At 62.0% G+C, this 21,766-nt stretch carries 21 protein-coding genes; 16 read left to right on the top strand and 5 right to left on the bottom strand.

Features of this window, described 5'->3' with window-relative positions; all coding sequences use genetic code 11:
- The first annotated feature begins 10 nt into the window (after positions 1-10).
- From HNP71_RS08355 to HNP71_RS14075, 10 genes are all read left to right on the top strand, one after another.
- Positions 11-1,297: an NAD(P)/FAD-dependent oxidoreductase gene (locus HNP71_RS08355; RefSeq protein WP_183266433.1), complete on the top strand. Its 1,287-nt coding sequence runs from the start codon at positions 11-13 to the stop codon at positions 1,295-1,297.
- Entirely contained in the window at positions 1,294-2,061 is a 768-nt protein-coding gene (locus tag HNP71_RS08360) for a DUF1365 domain-containing protein (protein WP_183266434.1), read from the top strand. Before HNP71_RS08355 ends, HNP71_RS08360 begins: the two co-directional genes overlap by 4 nt.
- The gene (locus HNP71_RS08365) at positions 2,058-3,278 is read left to right on the top strand and encodes an SAM-dependent methyltransferase (protein WP_183266435.1); all 1,221 of its coding nucleotides are present in this window, start codon (positions 2,058-2,060) and stop codon (positions 3,276-3,278) included. Before HNP71_RS08360 ends, HNP71_RS08365 begins: the two co-directional genes overlap by 4 nt.
- Positions 3,279-3,283: 5 nt before the next feature.
- A complete protein-coding gene (locus tag HNP71_RS08370; RefSeq protein ID WP_183266436.1) occupies positions 3,284-3,682 on the top strand; it encodes a DUF2177 family protein in 399 nt (132 codons plus the stop codon).
- Positions 3,679-4,404, top strand: coding sequence for an SDR family NAD(P)-dependent oxidoreductase (locus HNP71_RS08375; RefSeq protein WP_343062362.1), 726 nt, complete (start codon positions 3,679-3,681; stop codon positions 4,402-4,404). Before HNP71_RS08370 ends, HNP71_RS08375 begins: the two co-directional genes overlap by 4 nt.
- A gap of 18 nt (positions 4,405-4,422) precedes the next feature.
- Positions 4,423-4,911: a transposase gene (locus tag HNP71_RS14070; protein ID WP_221246699.1), complete on the top strand. Its 489-nt coding sequence runs from the start codon at positions 4,423-4,425 to the stop codon at positions 4,909-4,911.
- On the top strand, positions 4,904-5,179 hold the full coding sequence (locus tag HNP71_RS08385; RefSeq protein ID WP_183266437.1) for a metal-sensitive transcriptional regulator: 276 nt from the start codon (positions 4,904-4,906) through the stop codon (positions 5,177-5,179). Before HNP71_RS14070 ends, HNP71_RS08385 begins: the two co-directional genes overlap by 8 nt.
- A 38-nt stretch (positions 5,180-5,217) precedes the next feature.
- A complete protein-coding gene (locus tag HNP71_RS08390) occupies positions 5,218-5,568 on the top strand; it encodes a hypothetical protein (protein WP_183266438.1) in 351 nt (116 codons plus the stop codon).
- 80 nt (positions 5,569-5,648) lie between these two features.
- Positions 5,649-7,058, top strand: a complete 1,410-nt coding sequence (locus HNP71_RS08395) for a multicopper oxidase family protein (protein WP_183266439.1) — start codon at positions 5,649-5,651, stop codon at positions 7,056-7,058.
- 109 nt (positions 7,059-7,167) lie between these two features.
- Positions 7,168-7,566 carry an SHOCT domain-containing protein gene (locus HNP71_RS14075; RefSeq protein WP_221246700.1) on the top strand — a complete coding sequence of 133 codons (399 nt, stop codon included), beginning with the start codon at positions 7,168-7,170 and terminating at the stop codon, positions 7,564-7,566.
- Positions 7,567-7,914: 348 nt separating this feature from the next.
- Here the strand turns inward: HNP71_RS14075 and HNP71_RS08405 are convergent, their stop codons facing one another.
- Positions 7,915-10,473 (bottom strand): cation-translocating P-type ATPase, encoded by a 2,559-nt coding sequence (locus HNP71_RS08405; RefSeq protein ID WP_183266440.1) that lies wholly within the window; start codon positions 10,471-10,473, stop codon positions 7,915-7,917.
- Positions 10,463-11,500 carry an AI-2E family transporter gene (locus HNP71_RS08410; protein WP_183266441.1) on the bottom strand — a complete coding sequence of 346 codons (1,038 nt, stop codon included), beginning with the start codon at positions 11,498-11,500 and terminating at the stop codon, positions 10,463-10,465. Before HNP71_RS08410 ends, HNP71_RS08405 begins: the two co-directional genes overlap by 11 nt.
- 366 nt (positions 11,501-11,866) lie before the next feature.
- On the opposite strand from HNP71_RS08410, the gene HNP71_RS08415 reads away from it, so the two are divergent.
- Positions 11,867-12,445 carry a cytochrome b gene (locus HNP71_RS08415; RefSeq protein WP_183266442.1) on the top strand — a complete coding sequence of 193 codons (579 nt, stop codon included), beginning with the start codon at positions 11,867-11,869 and terminating at the stop codon, positions 12,443-12,445.
- A gap of 31 nt (positions 12,446-12,476) precedes the next feature.
- Here HNP71_RS08415 and HNP71_RS08420 read toward each other — a convergent pair whose 3' ends face one another.
- The 3 genes from HNP71_RS08420 to HNP71_RS08430 all read right to left on the bottom strand — a co-directional run bounded on the left by HNP71_RS08420 (position 12,477) and on the right by HNP71_RS08430 (position 17,527).
- Positions 12,477-14,351 carry a PHA/PHB synthase family protein gene (locus HNP71_RS08420; RefSeq protein WP_343062363.1) on the bottom strand — a complete coding sequence of 625 codons (1,875 nt, stop codon included), beginning with the start codon at positions 14,349-14,351 and terminating at the stop codon, positions 12,477-12,479.
- Positions 14,352-14,585: 234 nt separating this feature from the next.
- The gene (locus HNP71_RS08425; RefSeq protein ID WP_183266443.1) at positions 14,586-16,883 is read right to left on the bottom strand and encodes an HAD-IC family P-type ATPase; all 2,298 of its coding nucleotides are present in this window, start codon (positions 16,881-16,883) and stop codon (positions 14,586-14,588) included.
- Positions 16,884-16,999: 116 nt separating this feature from the next.
- Entirely contained in the window at positions 17,000-17,527 is a 528-nt protein-coding gene (locus HNP71_RS08430; RefSeq protein ID WP_343062364.1) for a LysR family transcriptional regulator, read from the bottom strand.
- Between the two features lie 165 nt (positions 17,528-17,692).
- Between HNP71_RS08430 and tetH the strand changes: the two genes are divergently transcribed.
- From tetH to HNP71_RS08450, 5 genes are read left to right on the top strand one after another with little or no spacing between them, the layout of a single operon-like run.
- Entirely contained in the window at positions 17,693-18,514 is an 822-nt protein-coding gene (gene tetH / locus HNP71_RS14230; protein ID WP_183266445.1) for a thiosulfate dehydrogenase, read from the top strand.
- A 32-nt stretch (positions 18,515-18,546) separates the two neighbouring features.
- On the top strand, positions 18,547-19,533 hold the full coding sequence (locus HNP71_RS08440; RefSeq protein ID WP_183266446.1) for a substrate-binding domain-containing protein: 987 nt from the start codon (positions 18,547-18,549) through the stop codon (positions 19,531-19,533).
- A 32-nt stretch (positions 19,534-19,565) separates the two neighbouring features.
- Entirely contained in the window at positions 19,566-20,711 is a 1,146-nt protein-coding gene (locus HNP71_RS08445) for a TQO small subunit DoxD (protein ID WP_183266447.1), read from the top strand.
- Positions 20,708-21,283, top strand: a complete 576-nt coding sequence (locus HNP71_RS14235) for a hypothetical protein (protein ID WP_246344131.1) — start codon at positions 20,708-20,710, stop codon at positions 21,281-21,283. The genes HNP71_RS08445 and HNP71_RS14235 overlap by 4 nt, the downstream gene beginning before the upstream one ends.
- A 23-nt stretch (positions 21,284-21,306) precedes the next feature.
- Complete coding sequence (locus HNP71_RS08450) at positions 21,307-21,729, top strand: tyrosine-type recombinase/integrase (RefSeq protein ID WP_246344132.1); 423 nt, start codon at positions 21,307-21,309, stop codon at positions 21,727-21,729.
- Positions 21,730-21,766: the final 37 nt, after the last annotated feature.

Genomic DNA, 21,766 nt, shown 5'->3' on the forward strand with positions numbered 1-21,766 from the left:
GACGGCCAGCATGGAGCAGATGACGGAGCGGCGGCGCATTGCCGTGGTGGGGGCGGGGATCTCGGGCCTTGCCTGCGCCTGGCTGCTGAGCCAGCGCCATGACGTGACGCTGTTCGAGGCTGAGCCACGCCTGGGCGGACACAGCCACACCGTGGAGGTGGACGGCGTGCCGGTGGATACCGGCTTCATCGTCTATAACGAGCCCGCCTACCCCAACCTCACGGCGCTATTCGCGCATCTGGGCGTGGCGACGAGGGGAACTGACATGTCCTTCTCCGTGTCGCTGCGCGACGGCGCTCTGGAATATGCCGGCTCAAACCTCGCCGGGCTGTTCGCGCAGCCCGCCAACGCGCTACGCCCTCGCTTCTGGGCCATGCTGCGCGACTTGCTGCGCTTCTACCGCGCTGCCCCCGGGCATGCCGGGGCGCTGGGGGAGATGAGCCTGGGCGCGTATCTGCGCCAGGGCGACTATGGCGAGGCGTTTCTGCGCGATCACCTCTACCCGATGGTCGCGGCCATCTGGTCCTGCCCGGCGGGGGCGGCTGCCGAGCTGCCCGCCATGGCGTTCATCCGCTTCTGCGAGACTCACGGGCTGCTGCAGCTGGCCAACCGGCCCCAATGGCGCACCGTGCGGGGCGGCTCGCGCGAATATGTGGCGCGGCTGCGAGAGGCGTTCCAGGGGCGGGTCCGCATGGGGGAAGAGGTGCAGGCCGTGCGCCGCCAGGCCGACGGCGTCGAGCTCCTGACCAGCACCGGCCCCTGGCGGTTCGACGATGTGGTGCTCGCCTGCCATGCCGACGACGCCTTCGCCCTGCTCGCCGACCCGAGCCCGGCCGAGAGGGAGGTCATCGGGGCCTTCCGCACCACGCGCAACGAGACGGTACTGCACACGGACCAAACTGCCATGCCCCGCCGGCGCGCGGCCTGGGCGGCCTGGAACTATACCGGCGGCAAGGAGGATGTGGCGGTAACCTACTGGATGAACCGCCTGCAACACCTGCCCGGCGACCGGCAGTGGTTCGTCACGCTCAATTCGCCCCGCCCCCTGAGCTGCGCGGTGCTGCGCCAGAGTTTCACGCATCCGGTGTTCGATGTGGCGGCCCTGCGCGCCCAGGCCCGGCTGTGGGAGGTGCAGGGCGTGTGCCGCACATGGTTCTGCGGGGCGTGGTGGGGGGCTGGGTTCCACGAGGACGGGCTGCAAGCGGGGCTGGCCGTGGCCGAGGCGCTGGGCGGCATGCGCCGCCCCTGGACCGTGGCCAACGCATCCGGCCGTATCCCCCAGCGGGCGGCGGAATGAACGCGCTCTACGCCACGCAGGTGACGCATAGCCGTACCCGGCCGCGCCGCCACAAACTGGCCTACCGGCTGCCCTATCTGCTGCTGGACCTTGCCTCTCCTCCCGCCGCGCGGCTGTTCTCGCGCAACCGCTTCAACCTGTTCAGCCTGTATGAGCGCGACCATGGCGACGGCCATACGCCCCTGCGCGCCTGGGTGGAGGCCCGGCTGGCCGAGGCGGGGCTCGCCGAGGCTGGCGCGCGGATCAGCCTGTTCACCCTGCCCCGCTTTCTGGGCCTCGGCTTCAACCCGCTCAGCCTGTTCTTCTGCCACGATGCGGCGGGCGATCTGCGGGCGGTGCTGTACGAGGTGAACAACACCTTCGGGCAGCGCCATTTCTATCTGTGCCCCGTGTCACCGGGGGCGCGCGCGCCCCTGCGCCAGGAGGCCGAGAAAGCGTTCTACGTCTCGCCTTTCATGGACATGGGGCTGCACTACCGTTTCACCCTCCGCCCGCCCGGTGAGTCCGTGGGGCTGCATATCGCTGTGGAGGACGCCGAAGGCGTCGTGCTGCGCGCCACGCTGGCCGGGCCGCGCCAGCCCCTAACCGACGCCACCCTGCTGCGCGCAGCCCTGATGCATCCCCTGCTGGGGGTGAAGGTGCTGGCGGCGATCCATTGGGAGGCGCTGCTGATCTGGCTGAAGGGCGTTGGCCTGCGCCCGCGTCCGCCCGCACCCGCCACGCCGGTCACCCCCGGCCGTGACCTGACGAGGAGACCCGCATGAGCGACATCGTCCGCCCCCTGCCCCCCGCAACGCTGCCCTTGCCCCCCCTGGCTACGCCAGACGAGGCCATACTGCGCCGCCTGCTGGGCGGGCTGCGGCACGGACGGCTGTTGTGCCTCCTGCCCGATGGCCGGCGGCTGGAGCAGCGCGGCCCCCTGCCTGGCCCCGACGCCGTGCTGGAACTGCGCGATTCCCGCCTGCCACGCGCCTTGCTGCTCCATGGCGCCAACGGCCTCCATGAAAGCTACATCGCCGGCGCCTGGACCAGCCCGGACCTGACCGCGCTGCTCACACTGGCGGCGCTGAACGCTCCGGCCACCGCGCCGCGCGGGCTGCTTGCCGGGCCGATGCGCCTGCTCAACCGCCTGCGCCACGCCGCCAACGCCAACACCCGCGCTGGGGCCAGGCGCAACATCATGGCGCATTACGACCTGGGCAACGAATTCTACGCCGCCTGGCTGGACCCGCTGATGCTTTATTCCTCGGGCCTGTACGCAACCCCGGCGGACACGCTGGACACCGCCCAAGCCCGCAAGCTGGCGCTGATCGCCGACTGGCTGACTGTGCCGAAGGACGGCTCCGTGCTTGAGATCGGTTGCGGCTGGGGCGCGCTGGCGCGGCATCTGGGCACGGCGGGGGCCAAGGTGACGGGGGTGACGATCTCCCCGGCCCAGCTCGAGCATGCACGGGCGGCCATCGACAAGGCCGGGCTGGGGGAACGGGTGGACCTCGCCCTGCGCGACTACCGCGACGAAACCGGGCTGTATGACCGCATCGTCTCCGTGGAGATGCTGGAGGCGGTGGGCGAAGCTTATTGGCCAACCTATTTCCGCACCCTGCGCGCGCGGCTCAAACCGGGCGGGCGGGCGGTGCTGCAGATCATCACCATCGCTGCCGAACGCTACGCCGATTACCGGCGCAACCCGGACTTCATCCAGCGCCATGTGTTTCCCGGCGGGATGCTGCCCACCAAAGCGGAGATCGGCGCGCAGGCCGCTGCGGCTGGGCTGGAACCAGGGCGGGTACACCATTTTGGACCGAGCTACGCCCGCACCCTGGCCGACTGGCGGGTACGCTTCAGCGCCGCTTGGCCGCGCATCGAGGCGATGGGCTTCGACGCCCGATTCCGGCGGCTATGGGAGTATTATCTTTGCTACTGCGAGGCGGGCTTCGCCACCTGCTGCGTCGATGTCGGGCTCTATGAGCTGAAGGGATAACAACAATGAAACTAATTCTTACCGCCTATATCTCCACCGCGCTGACCTTCCTGGGGCTTGATGCCGTGTGGCTCAGCACGATGAGCGCGCGCCTTTACAAACCCGCTTTGCAGGGGCTGCTGGCCGAGAACTTCCGCCCAGTACCGGCGCTGCTGTTCTATGCCCTGTATATCGGCGGCGTGGTGGCATTCGCGGTGCTGCCGTCCGACAAGCCCGGCATGGCGCTGCTGCGCGGCGCGGGACTGGGGCTCGTGGCCTATGCCACCTACGACCTGACCAACCAGGCGACGCTGCGCCGCTGGTCCGTGCTGGTGACCTCCGCCGACCTCGCCTGGGGCTCGCTGGCCACCGGCATCGCGGCGGCGATCGCCTGCGCCATCTGCAGCGCCTTGGCCAAACCGTGACCCAACTTGGCTCCCGCGCTGCGGTGTTCGGCGCAACCGGCGCCATCGGCGGGGCGTTGGTGCGCGAACTCGCGGCGCGCGGCGTGGAACGGATCTACGCGCTTTCACGCCGTCCGCCCCCACAGGATGAAGGCGTTGTGGTAACAGGCTTTGCCGACATCCTCGACGATGCCTCCCTGGCGGCGGCGGCGGAACGGATCGGGCGGGACGGCGCGCTGGATACCGTCATCATCGCAACCGGCATTCTGCATGCACCCGGCATCATGCCGGAAAAGGCATTGCGAGACATCCAGGCGAAAGCCTTCGCCGAGATCTTTGCGGTAAACTGCACAGGACCCGCGCTGGTGATGAAACACTTCATTCCGCTGCTGCCCCGTCATCGCCCGGCGCGGCTGGCGGTGCTCTCGGCCAGGGTGGGCAGTATCTCCGACAACCGAAAAGGCGGCTGGTACGCCTACCGGGCCTCCAAGGCGGCGCTGAACATGGTGGTGCGCAGCGCGGCGATCGAAACCGCCCGACGGGCGCCGCTAGCGGCTATTGTGGCACTGCATCCAGGCACGGTGGATACACCGCTCTCGCAACCATTTCAGTCTTTTGTGCCCCCTGGACAACTCACAACGCGCCAGCAGGCAGCACAGCGTTTACTTGATGTTCTGGGCAGCGCTGGACCAACGGATTCCGGGAAAATAATTGGTTATGACGGCAAGGAAATACCGGCGTGAGGCGAGACTACCGATCACGTGGTCAAGCTTGATCGGGAGATCGCAAAGCGCGCGAAGGAAGAGGACATACCGGCGCGGCTGATGACAATCCCCGGTGTCGACGCGATTACTGCGACGGCGATCGCAGCTCTCGCCTCACCGATTGAGGCCTTTCGCAAGGGACGCGACTTCACCGCCTGGCTCGGCCCAACCCCAGTTCAGCGATCCACAGGTGGCAAGCAGAAGCTGGGAGCCACGTCGAAACCGTTTGCCTCCGGCCCAAGATTAGACTTGCAGGCGGTGCTGGGGGCTCTTTTGTGCAAGCCAGTCCACTCTTCCTCACGCCTGTTCGTGATCCTTCTCTCCGCCTGTAACCGGCGTGGCGAGGTGATGAGTATGATTCTGATGTTCAGACATGGCAGGAACGCCATTCTGGGGCGGCGAGCCCATGAATGGCTTGGCAGTCAGCCGGTATCCCTCTATATACCCACCATGGGTATAGTATTAAGGCTGGACCGCGATGCATGAAGTGACCAGACAGAAAGTAACCCAACGGCTAAAGCGGATTGAAGGTCAGGTCGGCGGCCTCCTGCGCATGATCGAGGAAAACCGCTACTGCATCGACATGCTGACGCAGATCAGCGCTGTGCGCGCGGCCCTGCATAAGGTCGAGGAAGAGGTTCTGCGCGACCATCTGAATCACTGCGTCGCCAATGCCTTCTCTTCTGGCGACGTCACGGATCAGCGCCACAAAGTCGAGGAACTGGTGCAGACTTTGGCCCGAATGACAAGATAATGCTCAATCTTCGGGCACAAACCGGCGGCAGACAGCTGATGCGCAATTTGGCCCGCCTGGCCGTGGCGCTGATGTTTCTGCTCGGCCCGGCACCCGGAGCGGCGGCACCTTCATGCCCCACAACTCCATCGGCGCAGGCGGCGGACATGCCAATGGCGATGCCTCTGGCCGCGCTACACGCGATGCCAGCATCCGCCCACACCTGTTGCCCGGGTGCGGGCCACCTATGCAATCCATGCGCACTGGGTGTTTTGGGCGTCTTGCCGCCCGCCCCGGCCGCGCTCGCCATCATGTCACCGGTCAGCGCCCTCTACCCGCGTCCGGCACACTCCCTTTTGCATGGCCTGCCCTCGCGGCCCGTGCCGCCACCGCCACGCCGCGTCTCGTAACCTTGGGGGGAATGACCCCGCCACGTCTCCCGGGGGCTCAGCGCCCTCGACAAGCATAGACAATTTTGAAGGTTAAAACGATGACACCGATTTTTTCACGCCGCCGCGTGCTGATGGCGGGCGCCGCCACAGGCGCGCTTGGCTTGCTGCCAAATACCCCGGCCTTTGCCGGACCCACGCGGCAATTACGGGCAACCACACGCGTCATCGAGGTAAACGGCAAATCAGCTTCCATGTTCGCCATCACGGGAGCTGACGGGCGCGACGGCGCCAGCCTCGCCCCGGGCGAGCGCTTTGCCGTCACGCTCGAAAATACCTGCGGCGCGCCGACCATCATCCATTGGCACGGCCAAACGCCACCGGTGGCCCAGGATGGCGTAACGGCCACCGGCTACGAACAGCCGATCGCCAGCGGCGCCGCGGCTTCATACGATTACATTCCCCGCCCCGGCACGCACTGGATGCATTCGCATCTCGGCCTGCAGGAACAGCAGCTGATGGCCGCGCCGCTGATCGTGCACACGCCTGACGACCTGCGCGCCGACACGCAGGAAGTGACGCTGCTTCTGCACGACTTCACCTTCAAAGACCCCGCCGAGATTCTCGCCGGCCTGACGGGTGGCACCGCCTCGGGCGGCATGAGCATGATGGGCAATGGTTCGACGATGAGGGGCATGGGCCCCGACCTCAACGATGTCGTTTTCGACGCCTATCTCGCCAACGGCCACACGCTCGACGACCCGCAAGTCACGCGCGTCGAGCGTGGCGGGCGGGTGCGCCTGCGCCTGATCAACGGCGCAACCGCCACGGCATTCTGGATCGACACGGGCGGCGTCCCCGCACAGGTGATTGCCGTCGATGGCGACGCGGTGCAGCCGCTCGACATTTCCGCCCCCCTGCCGATAGCGCAAGGGCAGCGGCTCGATCTGCTTCTCATCCTGCCGCCAGGCGAAGGCACCTACCCGATCCTGGCCCAGCGCGAAGGCGATGTCGCCCGCACAGGGCTGATCCTCGCGACACCTTCCGCCAAAATTTTCAAATTCGCCAACCAGGCCGCCACACCGGCAGGCGCGTGCGACACAACGCTGGAGGCCAATCTGCGCGCCCAGACGCCGCTGGCCGAACGGCCGATCGACCGGGTGTACCAAGTGCTCTTGGCAGGCAGCATGGCGAAGTATGATTGGACGATCAACGGACAGACATGGCAGACTCATGCTCCCCTGCTGGTGAAGCAGGGCGAGCGTGTCGCACTCGATATCTTCAATCACAGCATGATGTCACACCCCATGCATCTGCACGGTCATCATTTCCAGGTCATCGCCATCAATGGCACAGCGTTCGCGGGCGCCATGCGCGACACGGTTCTGGTGCCCCCCAAAAGCAGTATGCGCATCGCGTTCGATGCCGCCAATCCTGGCCGCTGGCTGTTCCACTGCCACAATCTCTACCACATGGCCGCAGGCATGATGACGGAGGTGCGCTATGCCTGACGCCGAGACCAACAACTCATACGCCAGATCAATACTCTTCAAAACATGCCCTGGCATCTTTTCGTCCGAGACATCGTCATCCGTTCAGCACAAACAAGGAGTGTGCTTAATGATCAACACAATTCGTAAAACCGCCGTATCAGCTTTGACGCTCACCCTAACCGCCGCTCCAGCCTGGGCGGATTCGACAGCCAGCACCCCGGTCACCGTGCCCGGCCCTTTTCAGGGGCCAGGATGGGGCGGCTACGGCCCAGGCCCGTGGATGATGAACGGCTGGGGCGGTTATGGCGGAGGTTGGATTATGATGATCTTCGGGGCTGTTATTATCGTTGCGCTTCTCGTGTTCATCTTCCGCTCGCTGGCCTGGACGGCGCACCCCCCTCAGCAGCCAACGCCCCATAACCGGAGCAACTCGGCGGGGCTGCACGCTCTCGATGAGCGCTATGCCCGCGGGGAGATCAATCGCGAGGAGTATCTGCAAAAGAAGCACGATATTCTCAAAGGATAAAGCACTCCAAAAAAGCTGCCGTCCATACGGACGGCAGCTTCATACGGGTGCAGCAAATATACGAAACGGAAAACAAGCAAATGCGCCCGAAAGTTCTTTCTTCCGCACCACAGCAATACGGGCGTGAGGATGCTCCAACTGATTAGTTGGCCCACAAATATCGCGAACGCCTAGGCAACCATATTCAGGCGTTAGGACAACGATTCATAAACAGTCTTATATCCGCCTGAGCGTACAAGAGCTGTGACCGTCCATGGCGTATTCAATGCGCCCACAACGGTTGCCCTCCGGTTCACCTTGGCTGGGGTGAACAAATGATACAGTCGTTCATGCGGGCTGCCTGCCGTATCAGGCCTTACGGCGTTGAATTTTTCTGACTATCCAGGCGAGCGCCTCATTCACGAGGAAGCTGCCGGTGGCAGCCAATACCGCGATCGTAACCTGCAATGGGCGTAATGACGCGAAGCCAAAGAGGTGGCGCAGTTCAGGAATGACGAGCGCCAGCGCCAAAGCCGGGAGCACTATCGCAACAACAACCCACAATGCGCGGTTGGGCTTCAACAAAGCCCGGATAGCGCCGGACTCCAGCCCCTTATTCGTTAGCACCAGTCCCAGATTTCCCAGCACAAGCGTGACAAAGGCCATGGCACGGGCAGCGGCTTCACCGCCAGGTCCGTTGGCATTGGCCAAAAACACCAACAGCGCTGCCGCCAAAACCATAATGCCTTGGACCAGCCCCCTCAGCAGCAGCGCCAGGGCGAACAGCGGCGCGCCGGGTGGACGCGGCGGCCTGGACATGATCCCCGCGTCCTCCGGCTCTGTCTCGAAAACAATCGAGGAGGCGGGGTCAATAATCATTTCGAGGAACACCACATGAACCGGCCCTAGCAGCAACGGCCAGCCCAGCAGCACTGGAATCAGAGACATTCCCGCGATCGGCACATGCACGGCTAGTATATAGGCGAAAGCCTTGCGCAGATTATCATCGATCCGCCGGCCGAGACGGATGGCGGTGACTAGGCTTGTGAAATCATCATCCAGCAGCACCAATGCGGCAGCCTCACGCGCGACATCCGTGCCGCGCCCGCCCATGGCTACACCGATATGCGCGGCCTTGAGCGAGGGGGCGTCGTTGACACCGTCCCCCGTCATCGTCACAACCTCGCCATTGGCGGCAAAGGCCTGCACAAGGCGTAGTTTTTGTTCTGGCATGATCCGTGCAAACACCCGTGCATCCGCGACACGCTGGCACAGGGCCGTATCATCAAGCTCGGCCATCTCCTGGCCGGTGAGCACATTGCCACTGGCAATTCCGGCCTGCCTGGCAATGGCCAGAGCCGTCACGGGGTGGTCACCCGTGATCATGGCAACGCCGATACCCGCCGTCCGGCACGCGGCAACGGCCTCGCGCACACCAGGGCGCAGCGGGTCGGCAAGACCAACCAGCCCCAGGAAAGTGAAATCGAAATCATGTTGTGAGTCCGGCCACCCCGGCTTGGTATGCATGCCTTTGGCGACGGCCAGCACGCGCAGCCCCTCCGCAGCCATTCTTGCCACGTCTTGCCGGATGGCCTCCAGCTCCCCCGCGCCCAAATGACATAAATCGGCGACCGCCTCGGGCGCGCCCTTAGCGGCGATAACATGGCTCCCATCAGCTCCGGTCCGCCATGCCTGGGACATCGCCAGCAATTCAGGCTGCAGTGGATAATTATGCACCAACTCCCACCCCTGGTGCAGATGCTCCGTACCGGCTAGGTGCGTCTGGCCCAGGCGGTGAAAGGCCCGCTCCATCGGGTCGAACGGATCCGGCCGGCTTGCCAGGATGGCAAACTCAACAAGCTCATGAAACGGCTCGGGCAGGAGCGGCATTTGCTCACCGATGGCTAACGCGCTTCCCTCAGCCTCGAGCGCCGCGACAGACATGCGGTTCTGGGTCAGAGTGCCCGTTTTGTCTGTGCAAAGCAGCGTCGCGGTGCCAAGCGCCTCGATCGCCGCAGAGCGGCGGGCCAGCACATGATGCCACGACAGCCGCCAAGCGCCGAGCACAAGAAAGATCGTCAGAACAAGAGGAAACTCCTCCGGCAGCGTCGCCATGGCGAGAGTGATGCCGGCTAAAATGGCTTTCAGCCATTGGCCGTGCAACAAACCATAGGCAACTGCCAATATAACGGAAGCGCCAGTACCTACCCCGGCGAAGAGCCAAACAAGGCGGCGCATTTGCCGCTGCAACGGTGCCGATGCCGCTTCTACCGTGCCTAAGGACTTGCCAATCCGGCCGATGGCGGTACGCGGCCCCGTGGACGTGACCAGCGCCGTGCCGCTGCCGCCGACAATAAGGCTGCCGGCCCAGATATGGGGGCTGTCATCGCCGCCCGGGACCACGTCCACCGCATCGGCGGCACCGGCACATTTGCGGACGGGGACAGATTCGCCGGTAAGCAGGGATTCGTCCGCCTGCATGGATGTGGCGTCGAGCAACATCGCGTCGGCTGGCACACGTTCCCCCTCGGCGATGGAGATCATATCACCCTGCACGAGATCCTTGGCGGGAAGGCGCACCCGCTTGCCATCGCGCCAAACCTGCGCCTGGGGGCTGGCAAGGTCACGCAGGGCGGCCAGCGCGGTCTCGGTACGGGCTTCCTGCACCACAACCATGACCACGTTGAGCACTGCGAAGCCCAGAAGGATTAACGCCTCCGACAGATTGCCCAGGAACAGATAAATGACACCCGCGGCGAGCAGGAGTTGCAGCATGGGCTCCCGCACCGCATCCCAAGCGATGCGCGGCAAATGGCGTCGCTGGTCCTGCGGCAGCTCGTTCGGTCCATCCCGCCCCAGCCGTTCCGCCGCTTCGGCGGTTGAGAGACCTTGGCGTGGCAGGGCTGGCTCTGGAGTATCAATGAACATCGACCAAGCGCTCCGCGGTTTTAGCTGTGCCCCCCAATGTGCCGCCAACGTAAAGCAGCTCCATCGCCACCAGAAGGAACAGAGTTAGCGGCGTGGCCAGCAGCACGGCAGACAGGCCGAACAGGATACTGAAAGCCACGGTCGATAGCAGCGACAGAACCGGTGGCAGAGAAGTGGCCTCGGCCTGCACGATGGGCGTGACGAAATTGCCCTCGATAAAATGCACCCCGGCATACATGGCAATAACCAAAACAGCGTTGAGCGGCCCCTGGGTAAGCGCAACGAGTGTGGCGGGAACCGCCGCCAGAACAGCGCCGAAATAGGGAATGAAGGTCAATAATCCGCCAACCAGCCCGAGCGCAAAAGGTGCCTCAATGCCCAGCGCCCATAGGCCGAGCCCGGACAGACTGCCAATGATGAGCATCACGATAAACTGCCCCAACAGCCAGTGCAGCAGTACGTCGCCGGTCCGCTCCAGCAGACGATCCGCTGTGGCCCGATGGGCCGGCGGCACCAGCCGAAGGCAGAGCTGTCGGTAGAGCTGTGGCTGCGCGGCAAGATAAATGGCAACCAGAAATGTGAGGATGCCATAGCCGAGCGTGCTCGCCACAACTTGCATTCCCAACGTCACCGCGCGGCCGGCCGCACTGGTGAGTTCCGCTGGCGCGATCCCGCGCGCCTGTGCCAAGACATAAGGACCATATGGTTGCGCCTGAAGCCAGGCGAGCGCTATGCGCAGACCCTGCGGCACCTGTTGAACAAGCTCGTTGAATTGCCCCGCGGCGACGGTGCCAAAAAATGTAAGGGAGGCCGCCAGGGCCGCCACAAACAGCAGGACGACCAGCGCGAGCCCGGCCGCCGTACCGATCCTGGCGCGGCGCCCGAGCGACTCGGCGGCCCGGCGCAGCCCGATCGAGATCAACACCGCGCCGAAAAGCAGCATGCCTAGATCGGCCAGCCGCCAAGCCGCCAAAGCCAGGGCCAGCACAAGGAGCGTAATGAGCAGCTTTTTAATAAAGCGCGCCAAGCCGGCATCTCCGGTTTGCTCTGTCGCAGGATTTACCGGCGCGGTAACCACAGCTCTATGTGCCTCTCCGATACAGCCAGTATCCATATGATACACTTTAGAGTATTGTACCTTGACCTAGCGCAATAGAAGTTCATGGCGGCGGAATAAAAATTATCGCCGGTTACGAAAGGCGCTCGAAACAATGAGATATAGCCGCGCGGAAAACCATCTGCTCGAACAGCCCAGGCTGGGGACCCCCGTACTCGTCGCATTGGTCGTGAGGCGAACGCTGGTGTCACCTCCTGCGGGCAATGGTCATGGCAGCGACAACCGCCATAGGCCGACTGCCCGGCTCGGTGGCTTGAACAAAGGAGACGGGACAGAATGAATAACTCAACCGATCCGGCTAGAGCGGCAGCCGCCCCATTGGATAGTCCCGTGCGCTATGACAGCCTGACAATAGCGCTCCACTGGGTCACGGCGGCGCTGGTGCTGTTGCTCTTCGCCCTGGCGGAAACCTGGGATTTTTTTCCAAAACCCATACACCACTTGATGATAACCGGGCACATGTCGTTAGGCCTCGTGCTCGCCGCGGTGATCGCGCTGCGCATCCTCTGGCGCCTGCTGTCCCGCAGCAAAGCGTTCGCATCCAACCAAGGAATACTCGAGCAAGCGGCTAAGGCTCTGCACTATGTTCTATACGTGCTCATCACGGCGGAGGCGGTGCTCGGCTTCTTCACCCGGTGGACCGACAACCACGGTCTGAGCTTCTTTGGCCTGCTCATCCCCTCGCCGTTCGGCACATTCTCCAAGGCGACAGGCGGCTTTGTTGAAGAAATTCACGACCTCAACGCCTGGCTGATCATCATTCTGGTTGGCGGCCACACCCTGGCAGCACTCGGCCACCATTATTTGCTCAAGGATGACGTACTGCGCCGCATGTTGCCGCGGCGTGGAAGATAGCCAGCCTACCACATGTCAGCGGCAATAGTTGTTACGGCATTAGCACGTATGTCCCCGGCGCGTCGCCGAGCGGGGGCATCCCATGCTCTGGCGCGCCCATCCCGGGCGGAGGCGCGCGTTCAGCCGCGCTTAACTCCTCAAGCCAAGCCTGCCAGGCCACCCACCACGATCCAGTTCGCCGCTCCGCCCCGACTGCCCAGCTATCCGGATCCCTGTACCGTTGCCCCTGTCGGCGCCGGTCGATCAGGTAAGAGCCAAACCCGGAATTCGGCGGATTAACAATCCCGACATTATGCCCACCCGTCGCGAGCACGAAGGTCATATCCGTGTCCGTGAACAGCGCAACCTTGTAAACCGACCGCCAGGGAGCGATGTGGTCCCGCTCTGTCGCCACGACAAAGAATGGAGTGCCAATGTCGCGCAGCGCGACGACGCGGCCATTCACGGCAAACCGGCCAGCGGTAAGCCTGTTTTCCAGGAACAATCCGCGCAGATACTCGCTGTGCATACGCGCCGGCATGCGCGTCTGATCCGCGTTCCAGGCCCCAAGATCCGTCATCTGGTCACGTTCGCCGAGAATGTAATTGCGCACGAGCCTGGACCAGATCAGTTCGTTCGAACGCAGGACCTGAAAAGCCGCGGACATGTGGCGTGTATCGAGATATCCCTGGTCCCACATTAAATCCTCCAGCAAGCCGATCTGCCGTTCGTCGAGAAACAGCAGCATCTCGCCGGCCTCGGCAAAATCGGTCTGGGCAGCGAACAGGGTAACGCTCGCGAGCCGCTCATCATGCTCACGGGCCATTGCCGCCGCCGCGATCGCAAGGATCGTCCCGCCCAGACAATAGCCACAGGCGTGGATCTTGCGGTCGGGTAGGACGCGCCCGACCGCTTCGAGCGCAGCCATAACACCGGCCTGCCGATAGTCGTCCAGGCTGATGTCACGGTCCCGATGACCCGGGTTTTTCCAGGAGATCATGAAAACGGTATGTCCGCGCGCGATCAGCCATTGCACCAAGGAGTTCTCCCGGGACAGATCCAGGATGTAGTATTTCATGATCCAGGCAGGAACAATCAGGACCGGTTCGGCAAACACCGTTTCGGTTACCGGTGTGTACTGGATCAGCTCCATCAGATCATTACGTAAAATTACCTTGCCTTTTGCCGTCGCGACAGTGCTGCCGATCACAAACGCCTCGGTGCCGGCCGGCGGTGCGCCCGATAGCAGCCGATCCAAATCCTCCCACCAGTTTTTTATCCCCTGGAGAAAGTTGAACCCGCCCGATTGAACCGTTCTCGAGATGACGGTCGGGTTAAGCCAGGGAATGTTTGCTGGGGACCATGTGTCGGCCATTTGACGAATCAGGAACTGCATCTCGTCCTCTGTTCGCTTGGGTACCCCTGGCACATTCCGCGCCGCCTCTAGCCACCAATCCTCGGCAACCATATGAGCGCGGGCAAAAGCGTTGAACGGCCATGCCGCCCAGTCCGCGCTGGAGAAGCGCCGATCCTCCGTTGGCTTCGAAAGCCATGAATCACCCTCGCCAACCATCGCGCCAGGCAATCTAAGCGTGAAGCTGACCATGCCACTGCCCGCCAGCGCGGCGAGTTCCGTCTGCTTTCCGGGGGAGATGGCAAGCTGCGTTACCCACTCCATCCAGGCATCGAAAATGAGACGATAAGATACCCCTTGCGTCATACGCGCCGCTATGGCGCGCAGGACACGATCGAAATTATGAAAGTAATAAAAAGCAGCAAGATCAGCCTCCCGGCTTATCGCTGCCTCGCCGGATGCAACTCCTTTTCCTGGTCTTTGAGCAATGGGGGGCGAAGTCCTCGCAGGGCTTGTTGCAGGCTCGCGTGATGATGGATGCATGTAAGCATCTCCAACCGAAGAGGGTTGCATATTAGCCTCCGGGAACGACGGCTGTCATTGACAGCGATCAAACATACGCGGCTTGTTGATGAAGACCGTGGCGCGGGAGAGGTCCACAGCTTTCGTGAAGCTCAACCCTCCCCTGAATGAAGGTGTCCTCTCACCGCTAGGCGAGGACGTCACCTAGGTACTGGAGAAAATTCTCGCCTGGCTGAAGATGATCCGCATGGCACCTTTGAGATATACCGTTGCAAAGTTCACCTCTCAGATATGGAGTACAACCTGGGCCACGATATGTTTCAGCAGGTCGAGTAACAACATGAAAAGCAAAACGCCGCCAATGATTGCCCCCAGAATATTCCAACCAAGCGGCGCCATTAGTATACCGCAACCAGCAACCAAGAGACTGAAGGAAACCATAACAACCGTCGCGCCCGCCAACCAAATGCTCGGGGCAGACGACCAGAACCAGCGCTCCTCGCGTATGACATAGATACTCGCCTGAATCGCCAGCATGAGCGTCATAAACGAAAGTGTACGAATTTGCGCCAGCGGCAAATGCCAGAGGCCTCGGCCGATTTGCAGCATCAGGGTGGCATAGCCGAGCGTTGCCAGCCCGTAAATTCCACCCTCGCCGATGATCCGGCCAATCCGCCAATGCCGTGGATGGGAGGAGGGCAACGCACGATCCGTGGTGATCGCCATGGTCAGGAAATCATTGACGATCAGCAGCAAGACCATCAGCAGCGGCGTCAAAACCGCATGCCCCGTGATCACTAATCCCAGCGCGAGATAGAACACAAACGCGATTTTTCGAACCACCATTGAGAGTGTATAGGTTCTAATGCGTTGGAAGGCCGCGCGCCCCTCGCGGATCGCGTCAAGGATGCCTGCAAGCCCAGGCGATGTCAGCACTAGCCCCGCCGCCGCCTTAGCGACATCGGTTGCCGTTGAGACCGCGATACCCATTTGCGCCTGACGCAGCGCCGGAGCGTCATTGGTGCCATCGCCGCACATGCCAACCACATGGCCATCGCGTTGAAACAGCTTTACCAGACGGAATTTCTGTTCCGGAAACACCCCGGCAAATACGCCGTAATCGCCTGGCGCAGTGAGCTTTTCCAACATAGCCGACTCACAGACTTCGCCAGTTATTCCAACAGATTTGGCAATAACAGCTGCGGTCTCCGGCGCATCTCCCGTCACCATGACCACATGCACGCCGAGACTGTGCAAGGTGGCGATCAGGCTTGCTGCATCCTCGCGAGGTGGGTCGGCGAGGCCGAGCAATCCGAGTAGAACAGTCGTGGTGCCACTGGTCCGGGTGACGGCCAGAACCCGGCAGCCTGCCTCGGTGAGATGCTTGTGGGCATTCTCTTGTTCAGCAGATAGCGGCACCGAGACCAGTGCCCCGAGTGCTCCTTTGCGGAGCAGATCGCCATCCGCAAGCCGCGCTTGGGCATATTTGCGGGCAGGATCGAAAGGCTCAAAACTTATAGCGGTTGGCACAGCCACGCCTCGCGCCCGGGCGGCATCGATAAGAACTTGATCGACCGGATCACCACCCTCAGACGATGCGGCGGCGGCGGCGGCCAACACAGCGTCCTCGGCGGTGCCACCGAAGCCCAAGATGCTGTGGATCGATAGCGCATTCTGCGTCAATGTGCCGGTCTTGTCAGTGCAAAGCAGGCTCATGGTCGCTGCCTCGTTGATGGCCGCGAGCCGTGTAGGCAGCACGGCGCCGCGTACAAGTCGCCGCGCCGAAAGCGCGGCGGCGAGCGTGAAGGTCGAAGGCAGCGCCACTGGGATCGAGGCAAGCAGCGCGGTCAGCAGCAAGGGTACGGATTCGTCGAATGTCCGACCAATCGCATGGGCATAGGCAAGCATCGCCAACACTACGGCGCCGTTGATCAGGGCAAGATCGCGCACCACAGATAAAACCGCGCGCTGCTCCCCACTGACCCCGTGCGCATCCTGCACCAGCGAGGCGGTCTTGCCGAAATAGGTATGCGAGCCGGTCGCCATGACAATCCCCGTTGCTTCCCCATGGCGGATCATCGCACCGGCATAGGCCAACTCTCCTGGCTTGCGCTCAACCGGCAGGGACTCCCCGGTTAACATTGATTGATCGATCAGCACGCTACCCGAGGTAAGTTTAGTGTCGGCAGGTACCACGGCCCCAAGTGCCAGTTTTATCTGATCTCCGGGAACCAGGCCGGACGCATCTATGCGCATCCAGAGACCATCGCGCCGGACAGATGCCGTAACGGCGAGCGTCTGTCGTAGCGCCGCAACCGCGTCTTTGGCACGAGCCTCCTGCGTCATTCCAAGAACTGCATTGAAAATCAGCAGCACCGAAATAATCATGGCTTGAGGCCCGTGGCCGAGAAACAACTCCAGCAGGATTGTTGCTTCCAGCATCCAGGGCAATGGTCCCCATAGTTTGGTTGCCAGCGCGTGCAGCCAGCTTTCCGAGATCTCGGTAACGGCATTCGCTCCAAAACGCTTCAACAGCTTTGCAGCTTCAGCAGTCGACAAACCCTGTTCGATTTTTTCGCTCATCCCGGCATCCATCTGAATTATACCTTGATCTTTGTTTTTCCCCGGAGAGATACCCAGATCAGGCCATTACCTAATCTACATATGTGTCCAGTAATTCCTCAAGGACAACGTCGCGATCATGGTCGAGTAGCCAGGCCATTTGGCTTCGTCCTCACAGATCCGAGCCGGCTGCTTTCCCGCACCCGGCTCTTCCTGGAGGGAACCCGCGTCATACCACGCATGGTATCCAAGGATGCGTGATCCGAGGCTAGGGTGAACACGCGGTAACATCTTCGAACCAGCCTCAATCCATCCGCCAATTTTTCTGCCTTCACCGCCTCAGGTAGCTGAACCAAATACGTCTTGTGGGAATCCGCTGAGAGAGCGCCAGTTGTGCGACGTGCCGTAGTCCGGCTGGCATGAATGGTCAGACGCCCGCGCTCCATCCTTGAAAATTCCGTCATGAGCATGCTATCATGCCCGACACGGTGGAACAGCTTCAGCCCGAATTGCTGTCCGAGGCCAGAAATTGCGGAAGATGCGGCGGACTGGCTCAGGTTCAGCGCTTTCGCCGTGCGCGCGTGACATGCTCGTGCTCGGCCACGGTGGCGAAAATCCTCAGCTGCTAAAATGTCATGCACCGCCATGCTCCTGCCACAGGACATCAGACAGTATTACACCAATCAATAATTCAGAGAGATCGTTCCAAGAAGAACAATAAATTATTAAAATAACAAGACTTCATCTAATGTCATGGGCGTTAGAAAAGCGGCTCCCCGTCGCTTCATGCCCGGGCCAGCCTTTCGCAGCTTAAAGCAAGGAAAACCGCAATGACGCATAATGAGGATAATGTTCGAGGCGCGAACCGCCGGGCTTTGTTGAGCGGGGCCGGACTGTCCATCGCCGCGGCGGGGCTTGCCGCCGCGGCGGCACTGCCCGCCCATGCCACTGAGCCGAGCCCCCCAAATCTGGAACCGAACACTGGAGCCACGCTCGCGGCGTTGACGAAACAACTCGCCATCCTGCCCCGCCGCCGCCAGTTCAGTACGGTGCCGATGATTCTCACCGATCCCGCGCAATGGGACAGCGAGGCTCTGAATGCGGTTCTCGCCTATCGCGGCGGACCGAAGCAGGTGTGGGACAATACCGATCTCGCTGGCCCCTGGCTCAACCTGATGCGCAACTCGCTCAATGTCGAGATCTACGCCTGGAAGCATCCGGACTTCCTGATCGCCTCGGCCACGCATGCCTCCGCCCATCTGGCGCTTTACGACCAGACGGCCTGGGACAAATACAAGTTGGCCGCATTCACGGGCGGAAAGTTCTCCACCAACACGCTGATCGAAACTCCGCCAGCCGCCAAGGGCGATGTGTCCAATATCCAGAACCCCGCAGGCCCGTTTTCACCGGCAGCAAACAGCATCGCAGTGCTGCAGCAGCGGGGGGTGGTGTTCCTCGCCTGCCATAACGCCATCTGGGAACTCAGCGGGGCGCTGCTGAAAGCTGGCGTTAATCCCGGCGGGCTCTCTCACGAAGCTCTGGCGGCCGACCTGACCAACCACCTGATTCCGGGCGCCATCCTCAGCCCTGGCACCGTTGGCACCATCCCCGAATTGCAGCGTGCCGGATTCCACTACGCGGTAGCGGCATAACCCTCCGACCAAACAGAAACGGCTTCATATCCATGAGACTCGTGAAAGACTTTAAGAAACTTCTGGTCCTGGCGGTACTTTCGGCAATGCCGCTTGCCGTCCATGCGCAAAGCCAGCCGCACGGCTATAACGATCAGGTCTTCCCTCCCTGGCAGCACGGCGCAAATAATGACGCGCTGAACAAAGGCTTCGACTTCACGGTTCCCGAGGTCGATAACATGGCCGATTTCCACGGCGATCTTTCCGATCCGAAGCTGGTTCTCTATGTCGGCGGCAATTATTACTTCGCCATGGCCCCATTGGTCGCGGCGTTCGAGGCGGCCAATCCGCAGTACAAAGGGCACATCTTCTATGTGACCATTCCGCCGGGCATGTTGGCGAAAATCATGCAGCAAGGGGGCACCATCACATCCGGCAACATGACCTTCACTGTAAAGCCCGACGCCTATCTCGCAGGGTTGAAAAAGGTTCAATCACTGATCGATACTGGTGTTCTCAGTGCCCCTGCGGTGCCTTACGTCACCAACGATCTGACGATCATGGTCCCGAAAGGCAATCCAGCACATATCGAGAGCCTGGCAGATCTCGGCAGGCCGGGTGTCAAACTGGCCATGCCCAACCCAACCTATGAGGGAATTGGCAAGCAAATCGAAGCCTCGCTGCGCAAGGCTGGCGGCGATGCGCTGGAAACCCAAATCTACCAGACTGGCGTGCAAAATGGTACGACGATCCTGACACATATCCACCACCGCCAAACGCCCTTGCTCCTGATGCAAGGCCTGGCGGATGCCGGTGTCACCTGGAAATCCGAGGCAATCTTCCAGGAGGAAATCGGCAACCCGATCAGCGACGTGCCCATTCCTCCGGCCGAAAACTCCACGGCCATTTATGCCGGAGCCGTTGTAAAAGACGCCGCGCATCCAGATGCCGCCAAGGCGTGGCTAGCGTTTCTGCGCTCCCCCACTGCTCTGTCCATCTTCGAGCATTACGGCTTCAAACCATATACGGGACACTCTTGAGCCCATGCGCTCAACATAAAAGGATCAGCTAAATGTCTGCGACCTCTCTGGCGGCGACAGCGCCGCCCACAAGCGGCACTCCCCTCTCCCTTGATGAAACCGGCTGGCGCAATGCCGCGATTGGCCTGCTGGCGGTCCGCTTTATTCAAGGGTTCATCTATTGGGGCGGCGGGTCCCGGCGCTTCATCTACGGTCCGCAGAAACTCAACCCACACGGCCACTGGATGGCCTATAAATTCCAGACAGCCATGCCCGGCGCCCTGCTCGGCACGGGCCATGTCATCGCCTATCTGCTGAACCATTTCGTGCTGCTCTATGCCTGCGTGATCATCTTCAGCGCCGTCGAACTGATCGCGGGACTGATGCTGATCTCGGGCTTCCTCACACGGGCGGCGGCGCTGGTGACTGTTGGGCTGTCCATCTCGCTGATGCTGATGTTCGGCTGGCAGGGAGCAACTTGCATCGACGAATGGACGATGGCGGCAGCGAACCTCGCCATGGGGGCCACGCTGGCCCTGACGGGAAGCGGCGCTTATTCGCTGGACAACGCCCTGCTGCGAGCCAATCCGCATCTTTCTGACAAAGCCTGGTTCCGTTGGCTTGGCGGCAGCCTGCCGCTACCGGTTCAAGCTGCATCCTACCGCAATCTTGCACTCGCTTTGTTCGCATTCACGGTGGCGTTCAATGTCGGCACATACAGTTACTATCGCGGCTCCGTGGTGACGCCATTCCATGGCGGCCCGGTCAGTCCCACCATTCACAGCTACGCGCTCAGCAATGGAATGCTGGCACCTGATGGCGGCGTCAGCTTCCATGCCTACCTGAACGCCGGCACACCGGAGGCGCCCGCCCACATCGTGGAGGCAACACTGCTGCAAAATGGTACCGTCGTGGCAAGCTGGAATACGGCTACGCTGACACACCTGCCGAAAACCGCCTTTAAGAACGATTTCCCTTACCAACAGTTCCGCGCAGGGCCTTATGGCATCGTCAGCGGCATGGGGGCGGCAGCCACCATCACCCTGCCGCCGGCCATGGCAAGCCATACACCGTTCACCGGCAGCGGCTACAGCCTACGCCTGACGTCCGTAAACGGACGGGCCTTCTCCTTGCCGCTTACCCTCGTCCCGCCCCCGACGCCTCCCCCTTCGAACCTACTACCATCAACAAGACCGTGACCGCCACGGCCTTGCGGCGGATCATGACCTGGCCCGATCTCAGCGCCAATGAGCGGTGCGACTGGAGCAGCGCTCTCAACACGGTCACGCACGTGTCCTGCCGACATGCTGGTTTTGACCCCGTCTCGCCTATGCGCAGACGTGTTGAGCAAGTCGGCAGCCGCTTGGGGGGGAAACCTGCCACTCGCTCGAATGTTATTTGTCGCCTGCGTAAAATCCTGCACAGACTGGATGTCATCGACTCCACACTGGAGGAACTGACCATCGCCTGGACAGCCCTGTTTGAGCGAGCTTACCATAGGATGCGGCTAGAACTCTCTTGCTCCATGCGTTTCTGCACGGCCAAGGGTATCGCCCCCGAGGCGATCACCGACGAACACCTGCCTTTGTTTGAAATTGGGCTGACGGAGTGGACGCTGCAGGCCACACCGCGTCGTTTGGTGACAGGCGTGCGGCGCGCGTGGAACAAGACTGTCACCAGCAAGGTTCAAATTATCAAGGTCGCCGCGAATGCCCTTCACCGCTCTGGCCAACCAAGCGCGGAGCGACGACCGCCAAGCACGCAGCCCTGATCAACTTGCTAGTCAAATGCCCGATGCGGCTCACGAATTTGCTCGGGCTGCGGCTCGACCAGCATTTGCTGCGGCCCGATCCACGCAAGCCGGAGATCTCCGCCATCATGATCGGCGAGGAGGAGACGAAAAATCGTGTGCCACTCATGTACCCATTATCGAGCCGGACTGCGGAAATCCTCGAAATTTGGCTGCGGGATTACCGGCCGCTGCTCGTCCAGCCCGGCAACCCGTACGTGTTCCCCGGCAAGGGAATGGGGCCGATGACGCGTGCGGGGATGCGCGACGCCGTCAAGGTTGTCACGCGTGAGAGGATTGGCGTCGAGATCAATCCCCATGCCTTCCGGCATATCGCGGCTGAGGCGTTTCTGCAGCAACCGCTAGGCGCTGACGTGCTCCCCTTTTTGTTCGCGCTCAGGCGCAGTGTCTTTCCCCTTCATGCTTGATGGTTGAGGTGGTTTCAATGTGCCCTGGGGCATGCCC

Source organism: Acidocella aromatica (assembly GCF_014201825.1).
In the GTDB taxonomy this organism is placed as follows: Bacteria; Pseudomonadota; Alphaproteobacteria; order Acetobacterales; family Acetobacteraceae; genus Acidocella; species Acidocella aromatica.